At 65.0% G+C, this 17,067-nt stretch carries 17 protein-coding genes; 2 read left to right on the top strand and 15 right to left on the bottom strand.

What is annotated here, in order from left to right:
- Positions 1 to 184: 184 nt before the first annotated feature.
- From MTR72_RS27180 to MTR72_RS27165, 4 genes are read right to left on the bottom strand one after another with little or no spacing between them, the layout of a single operon-like run.
- On the bottom strand, positions 185 to 571 hold the full coding sequence (locus MTR72_RS27180) for an MAPEG family protein (RefSeq protein WP_280967179.1): 387 nt from the start codon (positions 569 to 571) through the stop codon (positions 185 to 187).
- Between the two features lie 25 nt (positions 572 to 596).
- The gene (locus MTR72_RS27175; protein WP_280967178.1) at positions 597 to 1,679 is read right to left on the bottom strand and encodes a lipocalin-like domain-containing protein; all 1,083 of its coding nucleotides are present in this window, start codon (positions 1,677 to 1,679) and stop codon (positions 597 to 599) included.
- Positions 1,669 to 4,131 (bottom strand): ABC transporter permease, encoded by a 2,463-nt coding sequence (locus MTR72_RS27170; protein WP_280967177.1) that lies wholly within the window; start codon positions 4,129 to 4,131, stop codon positions 1,669 to 1,671. Before MTR72_RS27170 ends, MTR72_RS27175 begins: the two co-directional genes overlap by 11 nt.
- Positions 4,128 to 4,781 (bottom strand): ABC transporter ATP-binding protein, encoded by a 654-nt coding sequence (locus MTR72_RS27165; RefSeq protein WP_280967176.1) that lies wholly within the window; start codon positions 4,779 to 4,781, stop codon positions 4,128 to 4,130. Before MTR72_RS27165 ends, MTR72_RS27170 begins: the two co-directional genes overlap by 4 nt.
- Positions 4,782 to 4,922: 141 nt before the next feature.
- On the opposite strand from MTR72_RS27165, the gene MTR72_RS27160 reads away from it, so the two are divergent.
- Positions 4,923 to 6,272: an MFS transporter gene (locus MTR72_RS27160; protein WP_280967175.1), complete on the top strand. Its 1,350-nt coding sequence runs from the start codon at positions 4,923 to 4,925 to the stop codon at positions 6,270 to 6,272.
- A 197-nt stretch (positions 6,273 to 6,469) separates the two neighbouring features.
- Here MTR72_RS27160 and MTR72_RS27155 read toward each other — a convergent pair whose 3' ends face one another.
- The 11 genes from MTR72_RS27155 to soxX all read right to left on the bottom strand — a co-directional run bounded on the left by MTR72_RS27155 (position 6,470) and on the right by soxX (position 16,095).
- A complete protein-coding gene (locus MTR72_RS27155; RefSeq protein ID WP_280967174.1) occupies positions 6,470 to 8,188 on the bottom strand; it encodes an N-acyl-D-amino-acid deacylase family protein in 1,719 nt (572 codons plus the stop codon).
- A gap of 107 nt (positions 8,189 to 8,295) precedes the next feature.
- Entirely contained in the window at positions 8,296 to 9,504 is a 1,209-nt protein-coding gene (locus tag MTR72_RS27150) for an MFS transporter (RefSeq protein ID WP_280967173.1), read from the bottom strand.
- 330 nt (positions 9,505 to 9,834) lie between these two features.
- The gene (locus tag MTR72_RS27145) at positions 9,835 to 9,990 is read right to left on the bottom strand and encodes a hypothetical protein (protein ID WP_280967172.1); all 156 of its coding nucleotides are present in this window, start codon (positions 9,988 to 9,990) and stop codon (positions 9,835 to 9,837) included.
- Positions 9,991 to 10,073: 83 nt separating this feature from the next.
- The gene (locus MTR72_RS27140) at positions 10,074 to 11,114 is read right to left on the bottom strand and encodes an MBL fold metallo-hydrolase (protein WP_280967171.1); all 1,041 of its coding nucleotides are present in this window, start codon (positions 11,112 to 11,114) and stop codon (positions 10,074 to 10,076) included.
- 365 nt (positions 11,115 to 11,479) lie between these two features.
- Positions 11,480 to 11,938 carry a DsrE family protein gene (locus tag MTR72_RS27135; RefSeq protein ID WP_280967170.1) on the bottom strand — a complete coding sequence of 153 codons (459 nt, stop codon included), beginning with the start codon at positions 11,936 to 11,938 and terminating at the stop codon, positions 11,480 to 11,482.
- Positions 11,935 to 13,683, bottom strand: a complete 1,749-nt coding sequence (gene soxB / locus MTR72_RS27130; RefSeq protein ID WP_341511565.1) for a thiosulfohydrolase SoxB — start codon at positions 13,681 to 13,683, stop codon at positions 11,935 to 11,937. Before soxB ends, MTR72_RS27135 begins: the two co-directional genes overlap by 4 nt.
- Positions 13,684 to 13,738: 55 nt before the next feature.
- The gene (locus MTR72_RS27125; protein WP_280967168.1) at positions 13,739 to 14,047 is read right to left on the bottom strand and encodes a hypothetical protein; all 309 of its coding nucleotides are present in this window, start codon (positions 14,045 to 14,047) and stop codon (positions 13,739 to 13,741) included.
- Complete coding sequence (gene soxA, locus MTR72_RS27120) at positions 14,044 to 14,898, bottom strand: sulfur oxidation c-type cytochrome SoxA (RefSeq protein ID WP_280967167.1); 855 nt, start codon at positions 14,896 to 14,898, stop codon at positions 14,044 to 14,046. Before soxA ends, MTR72_RS27125 begins: the two co-directional genes overlap by 4 nt.
- Positions 14,898 to 15,209: a thiosulfate oxidation carrier complex protein SoxZ gene (gene soxZ / locus MTR72_RS27115; RefSeq protein ID WP_280967166.1), complete on the bottom strand. Its 312-nt coding sequence runs from the start codon at positions 15,207 to 15,209 to the stop codon at positions 14,898 to 14,900. Before soxZ ends, soxA begins: the two co-directional genes overlap by 1 nt.
- 11 nt (positions 15,210 to 15,220) lie before the next feature.
- Entirely contained in the window at positions 15,221 to 15,712 is a 492-nt protein-coding gene (gene soxY, locus MTR72_RS27110; protein ID WP_280967165.1) for a thiosulfate oxidation carrier protein SoxY, read from the bottom strand.
- 26 nt (positions 15,713 to 15,738) lie between these two features.
- Positions 15,739 to 16,095 carry a sulfur oxidation c-type cytochrome SoxX gene (gene soxX / locus MTR72_RS27105; protein ID WP_280967164.1) on the bottom strand — a complete coding sequence of 119 codons (357 nt, stop codon included), beginning with the start codon at positions 16,093 to 16,095 and terminating at the stop codon, positions 15,739 to 15,741.
- Between the two features lie 237 nt (positions 16,096 to 16,332).
- Here soxX and MTR72_RS27100 point away from each other — a divergent pair, with 237 nt between their 5' ends.
- Positions 16,333 to 17,007 (top strand): DUF938 domain-containing protein, encoded by a 675-nt coding sequence (locus tag MTR72_RS27100; protein ID WP_280971150.1) that lies wholly within the window; start codon positions 16,333 to 16,335, stop codon positions 17,005 to 17,007.
- The last annotated feature ends 60 nt before the right edge of the window (positions 17,008 to 17,067 follow it).

Here is a 17,067-nt window from a genome sequence, read left to right as displayed (position 1 = left end):
ACAACCTCCGTGTCGTCCCGGCGAAGGCCGGGACCCATAACCCCAGGGAGAAGTTGTGGCGCGAGATCGTGGTTACCAATCTTCGCCAAACCGCATTCTGTGGTTAGGGTCCCGGATCAGCGCTCCGCTTCGCTGCGCTTGTCCGGGACGACGGCCGAGATCGGAGTTGCTGCCGCAGCGCCCCTCACACCAGCCGCCACACCACGGCGCCGGTCGCGCCCGCCCAGAGGATGATGCAGGCGAAGGCCTGGATCGCGAATCCCGGGCTGCGCTTGGCCACCGCCTCGCGATAGCCGACGAAGTAGACGATGCGGCCGAGGATCCAGACGAGGCCGAGCGCCGCCGCGATGACATCGCTGATATAGATCGCGAACAGCCACAGCGACGGCAGGAAGATCGGCATCCATTCCAGCGTGTTCATCTGGATGCGGAACATGCGCTCGAAATCCGCATTGCCGGAGATCGACGGCAGCATCACGCCATAGCGGATGCGGGCACGCGCGACCTGCGTCGAAGTGAAGAAGTAGAATGCGACGGCGAGGCAGGTCACGATCGCGGTGTCATGATACATTGCAGGCACTTCCTCGTTGCTGGTCTCAATATCCGGTCATCTCAAGATAGCCGATTCCCGCGTGGCTGCCCGCAAACCGGATCGGGCCTTCCCAATAGGAGAATCCGGTACCCATCCAGGCCTTCGGGTTGAGCGGCGTGGTTTCGATCGCGAGGCCGCGGGCGGGAAGGTTCACGCGCCAAGAGGTCGGCAGCTTGCGGCCGTCGATCTCGGTCATCGCCAGTGGCGTGAGGCTGTTGCCGGGCGCGGCGATCTCGACCGAGCGGCCATCCGGCGTGATCCAGTTGCCGAGCAGGTTGTCGCGGCCGTCCTTCTGGCGCAGGCGATACAGCATCAGCTTCTCGTCATCAGGCAGATGCAGGGAGAACCAGTCCCAGCCGGTCTGGTCGGACGCCAGCGGCTGACTGCTCCATTCGCGGTCCATCCAGGCCTGCCCCGAAACGTCGACCGGTCTGTCGTCGATGGTGAGCGTGCCGCGGGCGCGGAAGAACGGCTGGCTGTAATAGTAGGACGCCTGGCCGCGATCGGACTTGCGGCTGTAGCCGGCATAGCCCTGCAGCACCACGGGACGATCAGTTTCAAGCGTCAGCGCGTAGCTGAAATCGGTGCCCGAGGCCTTCAGCGTCAGCGGTGCCAATGTCCGATCGTCGGTGCGCGCGGCGCCCTTCATTTCCCAATCGTCGATCCAGGCCATGAACGGTTTTGCTTCGACGCCGGCCTGCCCGACACCGCCGCGTGCAAACAGCTCGCTGAAGCGATGGGTCTCAGCGCGCGTCACGGCGGCGTGTCCCATCCACACCTGCTGATTGGCCCAGCCTTCTTCTTGCAGTCCCGGCCGCGTCGCCTGGCGAAACAGCGTCCATTGCAGGCCGCAAGCCGCGCCACTGCCGTCGGTGAGGTTCGCCGTGAGATACCACCACTCGATGCGAAACTCAGGGTGCGGGCCGTGATCGGCCGGAAAAGTGAACACTTTTCCGGGCGTGACCGGCGCAAAACCGTCGGCGGTATCGCCGAGGCCGGCATAGCCCTGCGCACCTGCGCGGCGGGCGAAGCTGAGTGCGGCGATGCCACCGGCGAAGGCGCGCCGCGAGATCATCTCAGCGCTCATTGGCGAACACCTTGACGAGGTCGGTCGGCTGCATCCGCGCGAGCCGCGCGACGGGCAGGAGCGCAGCCAGCAGCGCAGCGAACAGCGCCACCGCCACCAGTTCGAGAAGCTGCAGCGGAAATACGTGGAACGGCAGCCGCCAGCCGAATGCCTTCACATTCACGATTGCGATCAGGCACCACGCCACCACCAGCCCGAGCGGCAGTGCCAGGAGCGCGGTGAACAGCGAGACCGACAGCGTCTTGGTCAGCTCGATCGCGGCGAGCCGTGGTCGCGTGATGCCGATCGCCCAGAGCGGCGCGAGCTGCGGCAGGCGCGAGTTCGCCAGCGTCAGCAGGCTGGTCAGCAGTGCGATTCCGGCGACGCCGAGCGTAAAGGCGTTCAGCGCGGAGGTGACCGCGAAGGTCCGGTTGAAGATGCGGATCGATTCCGCCTTCACCGTGGCCTGGTCGGCGACGCTGCGGTCGTCGAGCGAGAACTGCTGCTGCAATGCTGCGTTCAGCGAGGGGATTTGTTCGCGCGGGACAATGAGCCCGATCCGCGTCTGCGGCGTCTGCGGAAACTGCCGGATCAGCGCCGCGACGTTCACGGCGAGCTGCCCCTTGGGATTGCCGTAGTCGGCATAGATGCCGACGATGTCGAGCTCCCAGGGGCCGCCCGGCGCCGGGACCTCGACCACATCGCCGACGCGGACGTTCAGGCGGCGGCTCAATTGTTCGCTGATGAAAGCGGCATTGCCCGGTATGAGCCGGGTCCAGCCGCGTGGCGCGGCTTCCAAGAGCGGCCAGCGCTCGCGATAGAGCGCGTGATCGGGCAGTCCGAGCAATTCCACGGGCTGTCCTTGAACTTGCGTCTCGGCGCGCCCGCCCGACAGGATCGCCTGCACCTCGCCGCGGTCCTTCAGCCAGTTCCGGATCGCAATAGCTTGCGCGTTGTCGGATGCGCTAATGTAGACGTCGGCGGCGAGCCGTCCATTGAGCCAGCCGATGAAAGTGCGGCTGAAGGTTTCCACCATGGTGGAGACGCCGACATTGACGGCAAGCGCGAGCAACAGCGCCATCAAGGCCAGCGACAGTCCGGAGAGCTGTTGCCGGCTGTCGGCCCAGAACCACAGCGCGAGCGGTCCGCGCGCGCGGCGCTGGCCCGCGAGCAGGATGATTTCCAGGAAAGCCGGCAGGATCAGCGCGGCGCCGAGCATTAGTGCGGCGAGCAGGCCAAACCCCGCGATCAGCGATTCGCCGTAGCGAAGCACGAGCAGCGCGACCGCGAACACGGCACAGGCGGCGGCGCTTTGCAGGATCAGCCAGCGGTGCTGTGCCTGCTGCCAGGCGCGCGGCTGCGCCGTCGCCAGCACCGGCATCCGGATCGCCTTGATCAGGCTGGTCGCCGCCGCCACCATCGCACCGGCGATGCTGATGCCGATGCCGGCGAACCACCACTCGGCATGTAGCGTGAGCTGTCCCGGAATCTGCGCACCATAGAGCCCGCGCAGCGACGCCGCGACATCGGGCAGCAGTGCGGCCGCGATGAAATAGCCGCAGACGAGCCCGATCAGGCCCGCGATCAGCGCCAGCACCACCAGCTCGAGCACCAGCACCGTGTTGACGAGCCGCGCCGAGGCGCCGCAGGCGCGCAGGGTGCGCAGCATTGGCAGCCGCTGCTCGAAGGCGAGGCCAACGGCCGAGTTGACGATGAAGAGGCCGACGAAGAACGACAGTAGGCCAAACGCGGTGAGGTTGAGATGGAAACTGTCGGTCAGACGCTCCAGCTCGGTCTCCGCAGTCGCCTCGACGCGCTGCAGCTTGTCGCCGACGACGCTTTGAAGCGGCGCCGGCGTGCCCTTCGGCTTGCCGATCAGGAGCCGCGATACCTGGCCCGGCTTGTTCAGAAGCCGCTGCGCCACGCCGATGTCGACCACCAGCACATCAGGCACGAGCTGAGGCTGCACATGCAGCGGCGGCAGCTTTGCGCCGCTGCTGATCGGCGGAGCCGTCCCTTCCTGCTCCTGCAAATCGGTCAGCGTCTCCTGTGCGACCAGCGTTTGTCCTGGCGGCGCGACGAAGCGCGTCAAATCCGCAGCACCGAGGCGCGGCGCGTTGCCGACATCGGCCGGCAGCGTCACCGGCTCGATGCCGAGCAGGCGCAACGAATGCCCGTTGAGCTGGACGCGGCCTTCGAGCACCGGCGAGACCGGCCAGCCGGCCCGCCTCAGCTTGACGAACAGGTCTTGCGAGAAGGTCGCGGCGTTCGGCGCGACCAGCATCGCCATGCGCACGCCGCCGAAGGTCGCCGCCGCGCGATCATAGGCGTTACGGGCCTGCTGGTTGATGGCCTGCACGCCGCTCCACAACGCGGTCGCCGCGATCAGCCCGATCAGCAGCGTCGCGAACTGCATCTTGTGCCGCCGCCAATGGCTCAGGAGCACCGCGAGGACCCACAGCGCGCGCCTCATGTGATTCGCCCCGCATGCAGGGTGACATGGCGATCGAGCGTGGCGGCGAGATGCAGGCTGTGCGTCACCATCAGGAAGCCGCAGCCGGTCCGCGCGACGAGGTCGCGCGTCAGCGCCAGCACGTCATCGGCCGTCGCCTCGTCCAGATTGCCGGTCGGCTCGTCCGCAAGCAGCAGCGAAGGTTTCGTTGCCAGCGCGCGGCCGATCGCAACGCGCTGCTGCTGGCCGCCGGACAATTGCTCGGGATAGCGCTTGAGCAGGCTGCCGAGCCCGAGCCGTTCGACCAGCTCCTTGCTCCAGGCCGCATCATGGCGACCGGCGATCCGCGCCTGGAAGGCGAGATTGTCCTCGACCGACAGGCTCGGGATCAGGTTGTACTGCTGGAAGACGAGGCCGATCCGGTCGCACCGTAGCCTTGCGCGCCCCGCGTCGGACAGCGCGGTGACCTCGGTGTCCTCGAGCCGGATCGAGCCGCCGTCGGCGGCATCCAGCCCCGCGATCAGATGCAGCAGCGTGCTCTTGCCGCTGCCGGATTCCCCGGTCAGCGCGACGCGCTCGCCGGCCTTAAGGTCGAGATCGACGCCGCGCAGCACGCGGACCGGCTCGCCGGCCGAGGAGAAGCTCTTGGAGAGATTTTTGATGTTGAGCACGATGAATGGCGCCGGATGGAATTAACCGGAATGCTGCGTAGCACACTCGGTGCGGAAATGCCGGGGTTGCGTTGGCTTCAAAGCCGTTGTTAGCTCCAAAACGGCCAAATCAAAAAGTGCCAAAAGACAGCGGGGAGAACGATGAGCGCTCAGGGAACGCCAATGGCGGCGGGCAAGACGACAGGGACGTCCAGAGAAGCCGGCAAGCAAACTCCGAAGGGCGCTTGGACAATCACATTTCTCCTGTTTCTGTTCATGCTGGTCAACTTCGCCGACAAGATCGTCGTGGGTCTCGCCGGCGTGCCGATCATGACCGATCTGAAGCTCGAGCCCGCGCAATTCGGCCTGCTCGGCTCGTCCTTCTTCTTCCTGTTTTCGATCTCGGCCATCGTAGTCGGCTTCATCGTCAACAAGGTGGCGACACGCTGGGTGCTGCTGACGCTCGCCGTGATCTGGGCACTGGCGCAGTTTCCGATGGTCGGCACCGTCAGCTTCACCACGCTCCTGATCTGCCGCATCGTGCTGGGCGCCGGCGAGGGGCCGGCCTTCGCGGTTGCCGCGCACGCCATCTACAAATGGTTTCCCGATGAGAAGCGCACGCTGCCGACCGCGATCCTGTCGCAGGGCTCCGCCTTCGGCGTCATCCTGGCGGTGCCGGCGCTGAACTGGATCATCGTCAATCATTCCTGGCATTATGCGTTCGGCGCGCTCGGCGTCGTCGGCCTCATCTGGGTCGCGGCCTGGCTCGCCCTCGGCAGGGAAGGACCGTTGGAGGATACGCAGGTCCTGGCGGTCACCGAACAGAAGATTCCCTATCTCCAGCTCCTCACCTCGCGCACCTTTGTCGGCTGCGTGGCCGCAACCTTCGGCGCCTATTGGGCGCTGTCGCTCGGGCTGACCTGGTTCACGCCCTTCATCATCAAGGGACTAGGCTTCTCGCAGAGCGATGCCGGCTGGATCTCGACCATGCCTTGGATATTCGGCGCCACCATCGTGATCCTGACGGGCTGGATCTCGCAGGTGATGATGGCGCGCGGCGCCACCACGCGCATCGCGCGCGGCGTGCTCGGCTCCGTGCCGCTGGTCATCGGCGGTCTGATCCTGGCCTTGATGCCGCATGTCGAAGGAGCCGGCCTCCAGCTCGCGTTGCTCGTGGTCGGAACGGGCCTGTGCGGCGCGATCTACGTCGTCTGCCCGCCCATGCTCGGCGAGTTCACGCCGGTGTCGCAGCGCGGCGCCATCATCGCGATCTACGGCGCGCTGTACACGCTCGCCGGCATCATCGCGCCGAGCGTGATGGGCACGGTGATCCAGCGCGCCGGCAGCATGCTCGGCGGCTACATGACCGGCTTCACCATCAACGCCGCCGTCATGGTCGGCTCCGGCCTGCTCGGCCTCCTGCTGCTGTGGCCGAATACCGAGCGCGCCAGGCTGACCCGCGGCGCCGTCCCGCAGGCGAGCGCGCTGAAGGGCGTGGTGTCGCCGACGTGAGGGGGCCATTGCTGCTCACCACAAATGCTACGGTCGTCCCGGCACAGGCCGGGACCCATAACCACAGGATTGAGTTGTGGCGCGAAGCTCTCACTCCGAGTCTTAGCCAAACTTTTCCCTGGGGGTATGGGTCCCGGCCTTCGCCGGGACGACGCTGAGTAGTTGAGGCGGCCTGCTCGCCTCACACGCAATCTGCGCTACTGCGCCACCCCCTGCGCGCCGCGGATCAGCTTCCCCGGTCGGCGTCCGGTTGCCTCGCCTTGCCGCCGCGTCACCACGCCGGAGACGATGGTGGCCTCGTAACCGTCGACATCCTGCAGCAGACGGCGGCCGCCGACCGGCAGGTCGTAATGCACCTTCGGCGGATGCAGGTGCAGCCGGTCATAATCGATCACGTTGACGTCGGCCTTATATCCGGGCGCAACGAGCCCACGATCGGTCAGCCCGACCGAAAGCGCGGTCTTGCGTGACTGCGCCGCGACCACGAAGGGGATCGACAGCTTCTCGCCGCGCTTGCGATCGCGTGTCCAGTGCGTCAGCAGATAGGTCGGGAAGCTCGCGTCGCAGATGATGCCGCAATGCGCGCCGCCGTCGGAGAGGCCGGGCACCGATTGCGGATCGATCAGCATCTCGCGCGTCGCATCGAGATTGCCGTCGGAATAGTTGAGGAAGGGCACGTAGAGCATGCCGCGGCCTTCATCGGACAGCATCGCCTCATAGGCGAGCTCCTCCGGCTGGCGGCCCTGCCTGCGCGCCTGCGGGCCCAGCGCGTTCTCCGGCGGCTGTTCGTAGTCCGGGGGATCGCCGAGCAAGAACATCTTGTCGTAGTCGGGACGGAAGAACAGCGGATCATCGGTCGCGGTCGCCGTCTCCGAGAGGATCGCCTTGCGCACCTCCATCTGGTGCAACCGCGCCAGCCGCTCCTGTAGCGGCAGATGCGCAATCGCCTTGTAGCTCGGATGGGTCTGGAACGGATTGCGCGACAGCTCGAGCCCGAGCAACAGGCCGACCGGCCGCGCCGCGATCTGCGCGGTGATGGAGAGGCCGCGCTTTGCCGCCGCATTGATCTCGTCCAGCGTCTGGCGCCAGCGCCGCGGCGACTTGTCGTTCTGCGTGATCGAGAATGAGATCGGACATTTGGTATTGTCGGCGACCCGCAGCATCATCGGCAGGTCTTCGTGGATGGTCGAAAGGTCGAGCACGAACTGCAGCACGCTGCGGCCCTCAGCCTGCATGGCGCCGGCGATCGCGGTGAGCTCGTCCTCGCCCGCTTTCAGCGTCGGCGTGAAATCGCCGGTCGAGGTGCGGTGGTTGAGCGTGCGCGAGGTCGAGAAGCCGAGCGCGCCTGATCGCACCGCCTCGCCTGCAAGCTTTGCCATCGCCGCATTGTCCTGGGCGGTCGAGGGATCGCGGCGCGCGCCACGCTCGCCCATGACATAGACGCGCAGCGCCGCATGCGGCAGTTGCGCGCCGACATCGATGTCGAAATCGCGCTTCGACAGCCAGTTCATGTAGTCCGGAAAACTCTCCCAGGCCCAGGGGATGCCGGCGCTCAGCACCGGCTCGGGAATGTCCTCGACGCCTTCCATGAGCTGGATCAGGCGGGTGTGGTCCTCACGCTTGCACGGCGCAAAGCCGACACCGCAATTGCCCATGATCGCGGTGGTGACGCCGTTCTGCGACGACGGCGTGATGTCCTGGCTCCAGGTGACCTGGCCGTCATAGTGCGTGTGGACGTCGACGAAGCCCGGCGTCACCAGCTTGCCGCGCGCGTCGAGCTCCTCTTGTCCCTTTGCAGCAACCTTCCCGACCTCGCTGATCTTGCCGCCGGTGATGGCGACATCGGCCTCGAACAGCTCGCCGCCGCGGCCATCCGCGATCGTGCCGCCGCGGATCACGAGATCAGGATTGGTCATATGTTTCTTCCCGTTTTGTTGTTGTGGTTATCTCTACGTCGTCCCGGGCTCGCGACTTTTGTCGCGCCCCCGGGACGACAGTCGAGTTTGTGCTTGAGCCGCTGGGCTCACGAACTGCTTTGCTGCTTCCGTTCCGTGAACGGCGACAGCACCACGGTCGCGACCATGAAGATCACGGAGGCGCCGAAGACCCAGTGGGGGGCGCTCTGGTCCATGATCCAGCCGAACAGCAGCGGGCTGACGATGCCGCCGAGATTGAAGCCGGTGGAGACTATGCCGAAGGCGCGGCCGGCGGCGCCGGGAGGTGCGGCATTGCGCACCAGCATGTCGCGCGAGGGTGCGATCACGCCAGAGAGGAAGCCCGCGGCCGTCATCGCGGCGGCGAGAGCCCAGGTGGGCAGCGCGACCAGTGCGATCAGCAGCACGATCGCTGCGTTCGCGGCAAAGCAGGCCGCTGCGACCTGGCCATGGCGCTCGGTGTGGTCGGCGAGGAAGCCTCCCGCAAGCACGCCGATGGCGCTTGCGCCAAGGAACGCCGTCAGCACGACGTTGGCCGTGGAGTAAGAGGCACCATAGCCGCTCATCAGCGCCACCACGCCGAAATTGTTGATGCCGGCGACCGACAGGCTGAGCAACGTGAAGAGGATCGTCAGCATGATCAGCGCCGGGGTGATGACGGCCTGCTTCGGTGCATTCGTGCTGCCCGGCTTCTTCTTGTGCGCGCCGGCGTCGGGAATGTTCATGAGGACCAGCAGCAGCGCCACCAGTACGCCGATCGCGCCCGATGCGATCAGCGCGCCGACACCGCCGGAGACGGTGACGAGGGCCGCGACGATCGCTGGCGCGACCGCGCCGCCGAGAAAGCCGGCAAAGGTGTGAATCGAGAAGGCGCGGCCCATCCGCGCCTCATCCATGTGCTCGGCCAGGATCGCGTAGTCGGCCGGGTGATAGACGCTGTTGGCGAGCCCGAGCAGCACGGCGCAGGCAATCAGCGAGGCGTAGCTGAGGTGCAGGCCGAGCAGGATCAGTGCGAAGCCGCCCAGCACCAGTCCTGCCAGCAGGATTTTTCGCGCGCCAAAATGATCGACGAGATAGCCCGTCGGCGCCTGGGTCAGGGCGGACACCACCGCGAACACGGTGAGCGCGAAGCCGAGCTCGATATAGCCGACGCCAAGCTGGCTCTTCAGGAACGGGAACAGCATCGGCAGGACCAGCAGATGGAAATGGCTGACCCAATGCGCGATCGAAATTCCGGTCAGCGTGCGCAGCGCGCTGTCCGCTTTACCTTGCTGCGATGCGGCGAGAACATCGGCCATTGCAGTTCCGTGTTGCGTCCCGAGGGATGCGCAAACTATCGGCCAGGGCGGTTATTTGTCCATGAACGGCGGCGCATGGCAGGTAGTGCGGGGTGGGGCTTTTCCCACCGTCGTCCCGCAAAGTCTGTAGCAGTGCGGGCAGACTCTATCCCCAATGTCGTCCCGGCGAAGGCCGGGACCCATACCGCGGAATCCATCAGTTGCGGATGATCGTAGAACCGAACGACGACCTTCCGCCAAACTCCTCCCTGGGGGCATGGGTCCCGGCCTTCGCCGGGACGACACTGGAGGATGTGCGAAAGCGTGCATCACAACGCGCCGCCCCCACCCTCACAACGGCTCGTCATCCGGGCCGTAACGATCCCGCTTGGGCGTGGCAATATCGCCGTCTTCGCAGTCGTCGTCGGTGTCGCGTGGGGGCCGCGGCTTCTTCGCCTTGTCGTCCGCCTTTTTCGGCGGCTCGCTTGTCTTGCCGGTCTTGGCCATGGCTGGTTCCGGATGGTGATGCTGCATCCGATTTTAGCCGGAAACTGCCGAGGGTTCCTGACTTATCTCAAGCCGCCGATGGGTCAGGCTGGCACCACCGGGCCGCCGGCCTTTTTCCAGGCGTCGAGGCCGCCGGCGATATGGGCGGTGTTGGCAAGGCCGGCTTCTTTCGCCGCGGCCACGGCCATCGCCGAGCGCTCGCCGAAGGCACAGAAGAACACGACGCGACGGCCGGTGGCGGCCGCGACCTCGCGCAGCATGCCGCCGGGCTTCAGGCTCTCCTCGACAGTAGGGTAGGGCGTATGCAGCGCGCCTTCGAGCATGCCGTGCTTGGCGCGCTCGTTGCTCTCGCGCAGGTCGACCAAGAGTATATCGGGCCGGCCGAGCGAGCGGATCGCCTCGACCGCGCTGAGCACGCGGCCTTCCTTCTCCAGCTCTTCCTGATGCAGTCCGACATGCATGTTGGCAGGGATCGCCACGTCCATCATCTTCGGATTGGGCAGCTTCAGATTGGCCATCAGCTCGATATATTCGTCGACCGAGCGCACCTGGAGGCGCGGGTTGTAGCGCTTCTCCTCGCCGATGGTGGAGACGGTATCGCCCTTGTAGTCATGCGCCGGGAAGACCAGCGTCTCCTCCGGCAGCTTGAGCAGGCGATTGAAGATCGATTCGTATTGCGCGCGCGAGGAGCCGTTCTGGAAATCGGTGCGGCCGGTACCGCGGATCAGCAGCGTGTCACCGGTGAAGACGCGGTCGCCCATCAGATAGGAATAGGAATCGTCGGTGTGGCCGGGCGTGTACATCACGTCGAGCGACAGGCCCTCGATCGTCACCTTGTCGCCGTCGGAGACGCGCATCGCCACCACGTCGGCCTTGCTCTGGTCGCCCATGATGGTCATGCAATGGGTGCGGTCGCGCAACTCGCCGAGGCCGGTGACATGATCGGCATGAAGGTGGGTGTCGACGGCCTTGACCAGCTTGAGGTCGAGCTCGCGCAGCAATTGGCAGTAGCGATCGACCTTTTCCAGCACGGGATCGAGGATCAGCGCCTCGCCGCCGGGGCGGCTCGCAAGCACGTAGCTGTAGGTGCCCGAAACGCTGTCGAAGAGCTGGCGAAAGATCATGGCAGGACCCGCGTGAGCTGATTGCAGTTTCTACTACGCCACGGGATAAAAGGAGAAGCAAGTCACTGTGTTGGGAGGGAAATAGGGAATATTATTTTACTTAGTCGTCATTCCGAGGCGGCTCGCAGAGCCGAACCCGGAAAGCTCAAAGGCGGTCGTGGACGCTGTAGCGTCGCCCCAGCTACCGCTGTCATTCCCCGCGAATGCGGGGAATCCAGTACGCCGCGGCTTCTCCGTACCTTCGCTGTCTCTGGAATACCGGATCGCCCGCCTTCGCGGGCGAGGACGGCGAATGTGTTGCAGGGGGACGTGCCACGAATTCCGAGTTCGGTCCTGCGGACCGCCCCGGGATGACAGGAGAGAAGTTACGGCCTGACCAGCGTGTAGCCGTTTTCGGTCAGGAACAGGATCTGCCCGACCCCGACCTGGACCGGAGTGGCGGCGGGGATGAAGTCCGGCCGCTTGCCGCTGTCGCGTTCGATCGTATCGACGGTGTTGAGGCAGATGTCGAAGCGCACGCCCTGTGCGATCAGGCTTTCGACCTGCTTGCGATGGTCGCTGCCGGTGAGCAGGAGGTCGATGCCGGGACCGAACGCCACCACCTCGATCGCAACCTTGTCGGGGTCGTAGAACTTCAACAGGTTGTTGGCGACGCTCAGCACCAGCGCCTGCTTCCGGGCATCGCCGTCGGAGAGCTGCAGCACGATCTTGTGCTCCGCGAACGGCTTGTCCTGGAGCGGCACCTGCTGGGCTGCGGCCGGCGCCGCCGAAGCAAAGGCGAACAGCGCCAGCATCATCGCGCGAAACGTTTGCAAGCCCATCATCCCTGTCCTGCGATGCCCGGATTGTCCTCCACGCCCTGCAGTCTGACGCCGGAGTGGTACGGCTCGGGCATCCGGCCCGAGCGCAGATATTTGCCGACGACATCCCACACAGGTGCGCCCCGCTGGGCGTTGATCGAGGCCCAGCCTGCAACCTTGTAACGCTTGCTTGCGGCAACCGCCTTGCCGCCATCGAGCTGTAACTCCGAGATGCGGCTGCCGACGGCGACCGTCGGCGTGCAGGTGTAGGTGAGGCCGCCGACGCGGACCATGTCGCCACCCTGCTGATAGTAGGGATCGGCGTTGAAGAGATTGTCGCAGATATCCTCGAGTGCGTTCTTGATCTCTGCGCCGGTCATCTCCTGCACATAGGTCTCGGGATAGCTGATCGCGGTTTCCGCGAGCACGTCCTCCATGGTCAGCGCCTGGCCGGATAGCGTGGTGACGCCCCAGCGGAAGCCCGGCGACAGCGCGATCTCGGCGTCGAGCTGGGTGCGGAGCGCGGTGCAGATCAACTGATCGACGGGGCCGGAGAAATTGCCGCGGCGATAGAGCAGGCGGTCGGGTGTTGCGATCTTCTCCGACCAGTCCGTCACATGCGGCGCGCGCACCCGGCCGATCAATTCCGCCATCGCCGGATCGGCCTTCAACAGCTCGGAATAGACCGGCAGCAGATGGTATCGGACGTCGCCAACCTTGCCCTTGTCGAGCACGAGATCGAGCACCGCCACGAATTTTCCGTTGGAGCCGGCATTGGTGACCAGCGTCGTGCCGCTCGCATTCTTCACTGCGACCGGCCGCGGCACGGCGTCATGGGTATGGCCGCCGAGGATAACGTCGATGCCGGTGACGCGGCTGGCGAGCTTGAGGTCGACATCCATGCCGTTGTGCGACAGCAGGATGACGGCATCCACCTTGTCGTGGCCGCGCAGGCTGTCGACATGCTTCTGTAATTCCTCCTCGCGGATGCCGAAGGTCCAATCCGGTGTGAACCGCTTGGGATGTGCGATCGGCACGTAAGGGAACGCCTGGCCGATGATCGCGACGCGATGGCCGCCGAGATCCTTGATCGTCGAAGGCTTGAACACGCGGCCCGTGGCCTTGTCGAAGGCGAGAGCGTCGTTGAACGCGGCTTCCTCGGTCAGGAACACGTTCTGCGCCAGAAATTCGCCCTTGAAGCGCTCGAGATTGTCGCGCAGCACCTGCTCGCCATAGGTGAATTCCCAATGCCCGGTCATCGCCTCGATGCCGAGCAAATTGGCGACCTCGACCATGTCGCGGCCCTGCATGATGTTGGCAAGCCCGGTGCCTTGCCAAAGATCGCCGCCGTCGACGAGCACCGAATGCTTCTCGCCGACATCGCTGCGCAAGCGGTCGACCAGCGTCTTCAGATGGGCAAAGCCGCCGAGCTTGCCGAAACGTGGCGCGGATTTCTCGAACTCGAAGCAGGTGAAAGCATAGGCATCGGCGCTGTCGGAGCGGATGCCGAAATGGTCCAGGAATGCGCGGCCGACCAGATGCGGCGGCCGTCCCGCCATCTCGCCGATGCCGATATTGACGCTGGGCTCGCGAAAATAGACCGGATTGAGCTGCGCGTGCGTGTCGGTGATGTGCAGGATCCGCGCATTGCCGAAACGCTCGAGGTCGTAGATGCTGGCCGTCTCGGCGCCGCGCGCAAGCCGCGGCAGGCCGGCTGTTGCGGCAATGGCGCCTGCGCTCTTCAGGAAATCGCGGCGGCGGATAGCCATGCTTGAGTACTCCGCGCCCCTTGACGACAGTCCGACGGTTCCAAGGAAGCCCAGTTTAGCGGATTTCCAGCGCCTTCCAGGCTTCTTTTTCGGACGTGGCCTGGAAGATCGACGCCTTCGCCAACGCCTCGGCTTCTTTCGCTGCGGCAACGGCGCGGTCGAAATCGCCGCCGTCGGCCGCCTTTTTCGCTGCCGTCAAATTCGAGATGGTCGTGGTCCACTGGTTGCGCAAGCCGGCCGCCTCCCTGGAGGCGGCCTCCGCGGCAGCATAGGCCGCCTTGTAGTCAGCTTCGGTTGCCGCGCGCGCCGATGGCAGCGCGAAGCTCACGACGAGCAGCATGGCGAGAGGAAGTGACCGCTTCATGGCCGTGCTCCCGGTCCGGAAATCGGCAGGCCGTTGGCGACGTAGGAGAGGAAATACTCGACGTCGCGATACTCATCGGACTGCGGCTCGAGCGGAACCGCGCGGGTCTGGCTGTTGCAGGTGATGAAGCGGCGGCTGATCGTGCCCATACCGCTCCATTCGGAGCGGTAGATCGGCATCGCATTGAGGATGCCGAGCGCCGGCGCCAGGATCTCGGCGCGGATGCGCTCGCCCGGGCTCTGCACATGGCAGCTCGCGCAGGAGAAATTCATCTGGCCGCGGCGGGAGTAGAAATAGCGCTTGCCGTTCTCGAAAGCGGCAAGCGCGCGCGGGTCATCGGGAATCTTGATGTCCATCGGCTTGCCGCGCGAGGTGTACGCCATATAGGCGGTCAGCGAGGCCATCTCGTCCTTGACGTAGGAATAGGGCGCTTCGCCATTGGCCTCGCGGCAGCGGTTGAGCGCGAGCTCCAGCGTGACGACCTTGCCTTCCTTCTCGTCGAAATAAGGATAGTTCTGGCGGATGCCGATGCCGCCGTTCGGGAAGCAGTCGGCATAGGTCTTGCCGTTCTTGAACGGCGTCGAAAACATCTCCTTGCCGGCATCGAGCGCGAACTCGTAAGGAGGGAATTCCTCCTTCTCCTGCCACTGCCGCTTCATGTCCTCGTTCATGGAATAGGGACCGTTGACGAAATCCTCGTGCTTTACGGTCGGGAATTTCTGGAAGAAGAAGTTCTGGAACGCCTTGGCGTCAGCGGCGGGATCGACCTTGTCGGCGGCGATCCCTTGCGAGGACGCAAGGGCGGCCGCGACCAGCGCGGAGCCGAGCAGGATTGCAGATCGGGCCTTCATCACGAAATCTTCGCGGTGGTCGTGTCCGACGCACCCTTGTTATCGACCCAGGAGATCTTGAGGTCGTCGCCTTTCTTAGCCCCCTTGAAGCTGAACTTGATGTAGGGGTCCTTGGAGACGGCGGGGCCCCAATCGGCGACGAAGACGTCCTTGCCGTTCCATTCGAACTTGAGCTCTTGAATGAAATGCGCCGGAATCAGCTCGCCCTTGGAATCCTTGACGAAGCCGGAATCCATGGGGTGCTGGACCAGCGCCTGCACCTCGGTGATGTCGCCGTTGGTGGTGGCACGTACGCGAATGGTGGATGCCATCTCGGTTCTCCTTAACCGCCGCAGCCACCGACGGTGACTTTGACTTCCTTGGTCGCGCTATAGAGCTTGCCGTCGGCCTCGACGATCGCGACGACCTTGGTGGTCTTCGCCATCTTCAGGCGGTTGGAGACGCTCGGCACCGTGCCGTCCGGGATCTTGTAGGAAGCTGCGAGCGCGTTCGGGTTCTCGGCCACGAAGAACGAAATCGAAGTCACCTTGTCGAGCGCGGTCGTCACGGCAATCGGCACCACGGCGCCGTTCTCGGCGATCTCGGGCGCGTCTAACTTGACCTTGTCGGAGGGCTCGGCGGTCTTGCCGTAGAGTGCCTTGATGGCGTCGGCCTCGCTCTTCTGCCTGAACGCCTCTTCCGGATATTTGTCGTTGGCGGCGGCGCGCGCGGGTTCAGTGGCGAACGGCAGGTTACCGAGGCCGATCAGCGCGACGGAAACCGCGCCCCGAAGGATCAGGCGCCGCGTCGCGAGAGGGCCGGTGACGGTCGTCATCTTAAGGTCTCCTGGCGTGCCGGCCGTCACAGGGTTTGCAGGAAATCAACGATCGCGTTGATCTCCTGCTCGGTCAAAATCCGGTTCCGTCCGAACGGCGGCATCATGGTCTGCGGATTGCGCTTGGTCTCATCGAACAGAATCGCGAACAGCTCGTTGCGGTCTGGATACCTGCTCTTGATGTCCTTGAGCTCGGGGCCGATCGTTCCGGGCAGGTCGCCGCCCCTGATGACATGGCAGGTGAGGCAATTGCCCTTGCCGCGGTCGAAGGCGAGCTTCTGGCCCTCGGCCATAGCTGATTGCGCCCGCGCCGGGCTCACGGCAAGGCCGGCCAGCAGGGCCAGCATGAACGTCAGGGAAGGCTTCCGGGGGAGGGCGGGCAAGGGTCGTTCCAAACCGTTATGTCGATGATCTCGTTCGCGGAAATACAATGCTCAAAGCACAAAGGGCATCGCCTGACAATCAAGACTATGCACGCCCCAAAATGGCGTTAATATCCGCCGCATTGCAACCCAGAGATTATCTCTTTGGCGGATGCGGCCTGGGCGCGGGCCAATTTTTTGAGGCGTTTCGGCACTTCAGCTTCGTTTTCCTTGTCTTCTCGTTTTCGGGGACCTCAATTGGCTGAATATCTCGTTGAATTTGGCAGGGACGGCGGGCGGGTCGAGCCCGATGGGCGCCTTGATGCACCGGCGTTTCATCGCAATCACGAACCGATCTGGGCGGCCCTGGAAAAGCACCTCAAAGGCCTTTCGGGCCATGTGGTCGAGGTCGGCAGCGGAACCGGTCAGCATGTGGTCCAGTTTGCCCGCCATACGCCCGGGCTCATCTGGTGGCCCAGCGACCTCAATCAGCGCCACCTGAGGAGCATCGAAGCCTGGCGCGCGCATGCCGGCCTGCCGAACATCCGCCCGCCGTTGCGGATCGATCTGTCCGACCCGGACTGGTGTCCGGACATGAAGAGCGGCGAGGGGCCGGCGAACCTTGCGGCGATCTTCTGCGCCAACGTCATCCACATCGCGCCATGGAACGTGGCCGAGGGCCTGTTCGCCGGGGCCGGCCGCTACTTGCGGGCCGACGGCAAGCTGTTCCTCTACGGCCCATTCAAGCGCGGTGGCAAGCACACCGCGCTCAGCAATGCCGTGTTCGACACCTCCTTGCGCGAGGGCAATCCCGAATGGGGCGTGCGGGACGTCGCCGACGTCGAGACGCTCGCGCAGGCAGCAGGCCTCCGCCTGGTCGATGTCATCGACATGCCCGCGAACAACCTGACGCTGGTGTTCGCGCGCGCGTGAGGCGCGATGAGATGAGATCTGAACTGGCCAGGAAGAAGGTGCGCTCCCTCCCCCCTTGCG

This window comes from Bradyrhizobium sp. ISRA442 (assembly GCF_038085055.1).
Taxonomy (GTDB): Bacteria; Pseudomonadota; Alphaproteobacteria; order Rhizobiales; family Xanthobacteraceae; genus Bradyrhizobium.
The sequence above is the reverse complement of the archived record's forward strand: the minus strand, read 5'-3'. Positions and strand labels throughout refer to the sequence as shown.

What these genes read in the sequence shown, in the direction of transcription:
- MTR72_RS27180 (WP_280967179.1), bottom strand. Translation starts at nt 571, where the DNA reads ATGTATCATGACACCGCGATCGTGACCTGCCTCGCCGTCGCATTCTAC.
- MTR72_RS27175 (WP_280967178.1), bottom strand. Translation starts at nt 1,679, where the DNA reads ATGAGCGCTGAGATGATCTCGCGGCGCGCCTTCGCCGGTGGCATCGCC.
- MTR72_RS27170 (WP_280967177.1), bottom strand. Translation starts at nt 4,131, where the DNA reads ATGAGGCGCGCGCTGTGGGTCCTCGCGGTGCTCCTGAGCCATTGGCGG.
- MTR72_RS27160 (WP_280967175.1), top strand. Translation starts at nt 4,923, where the DNA reads ATGAGCGCTCAGGGAACGCCAATGGCGGCGGGCAAGACGACAGGGACG.
- MTR72_RS27155 (WP_280967174.1), bottom strand. Translation starts at nt 8,188, where the DNA reads ATGACCAATCCTGATCTCGTGATCCGCGGCGGCACGATCGCGGATGGC.
- MTR72_RS27150 (WP_280967173.1), bottom strand. Translation starts at nt 9,504, where the DNA reads ATGGCCGATGTTCTCGCCGCATCGCAGCAAGGTAAAGCGGACAGCGCG.
- MTR72_RS27145 (WP_280967172.1), bottom strand. Translation starts at nt 9,990, where the DNA reads ATGGCCAAGACCGGCAAGACAAGCGAGCCGCCGAAAAAGGCGGACGAC.
- MTR72_RS27140 (WP_280967171.1), bottom strand. Translation starts at nt 11,114, where the DNA reads ATGATCTTTCGCCAGCTCTTCGACAGCGTTTCGGGCACCTACAGCTAC.
- MTR72_RS27135 (WP_280967170.1), bottom strand. Translation starts at nt 11,938, where the DNA reads ATGATGGGCTTGCAAACGTTTCGCGCGATGATGCTGGCGCTGTTCGCC.
- soxB (WP_341511565.1), bottom strand. Translation starts at nt 13,683, where the DNA reads ATGGCTATCCGCCGCCGCGATTTCCTGAAGAGCGCAGGCGCCATTGCC.
- MTR72_RS27125 (WP_280967168.1), bottom strand. Translation starts at nt 14,047, where the DNA reads ATGAAGCGGTCACTTCCTCTCGCCATGCTGCTCGTCGTGAGCTTCGCG.
- soxA (WP_280967167.1), bottom strand. Translation starts at nt 14,898, where the DNA reads ATGAAGGCCCGATCTGCAATCCTGCTCGGCTCCGCGCTGGTCGCGGCC.
- soxZ (WP_280967166.1), bottom strand. Translation starts at nt 15,209, where the DNA reads ATGGCATCCACCATTCGCGTACGTGCCACCACCAACGGCGACATCACC.
- soxY (WP_280967165.1), bottom strand. Translation starts at nt 15,712, where the DNA reads ATGACGACCGTCACCGGCCCTCTCGCGACGCGGCGCCTGATCCTTCGG.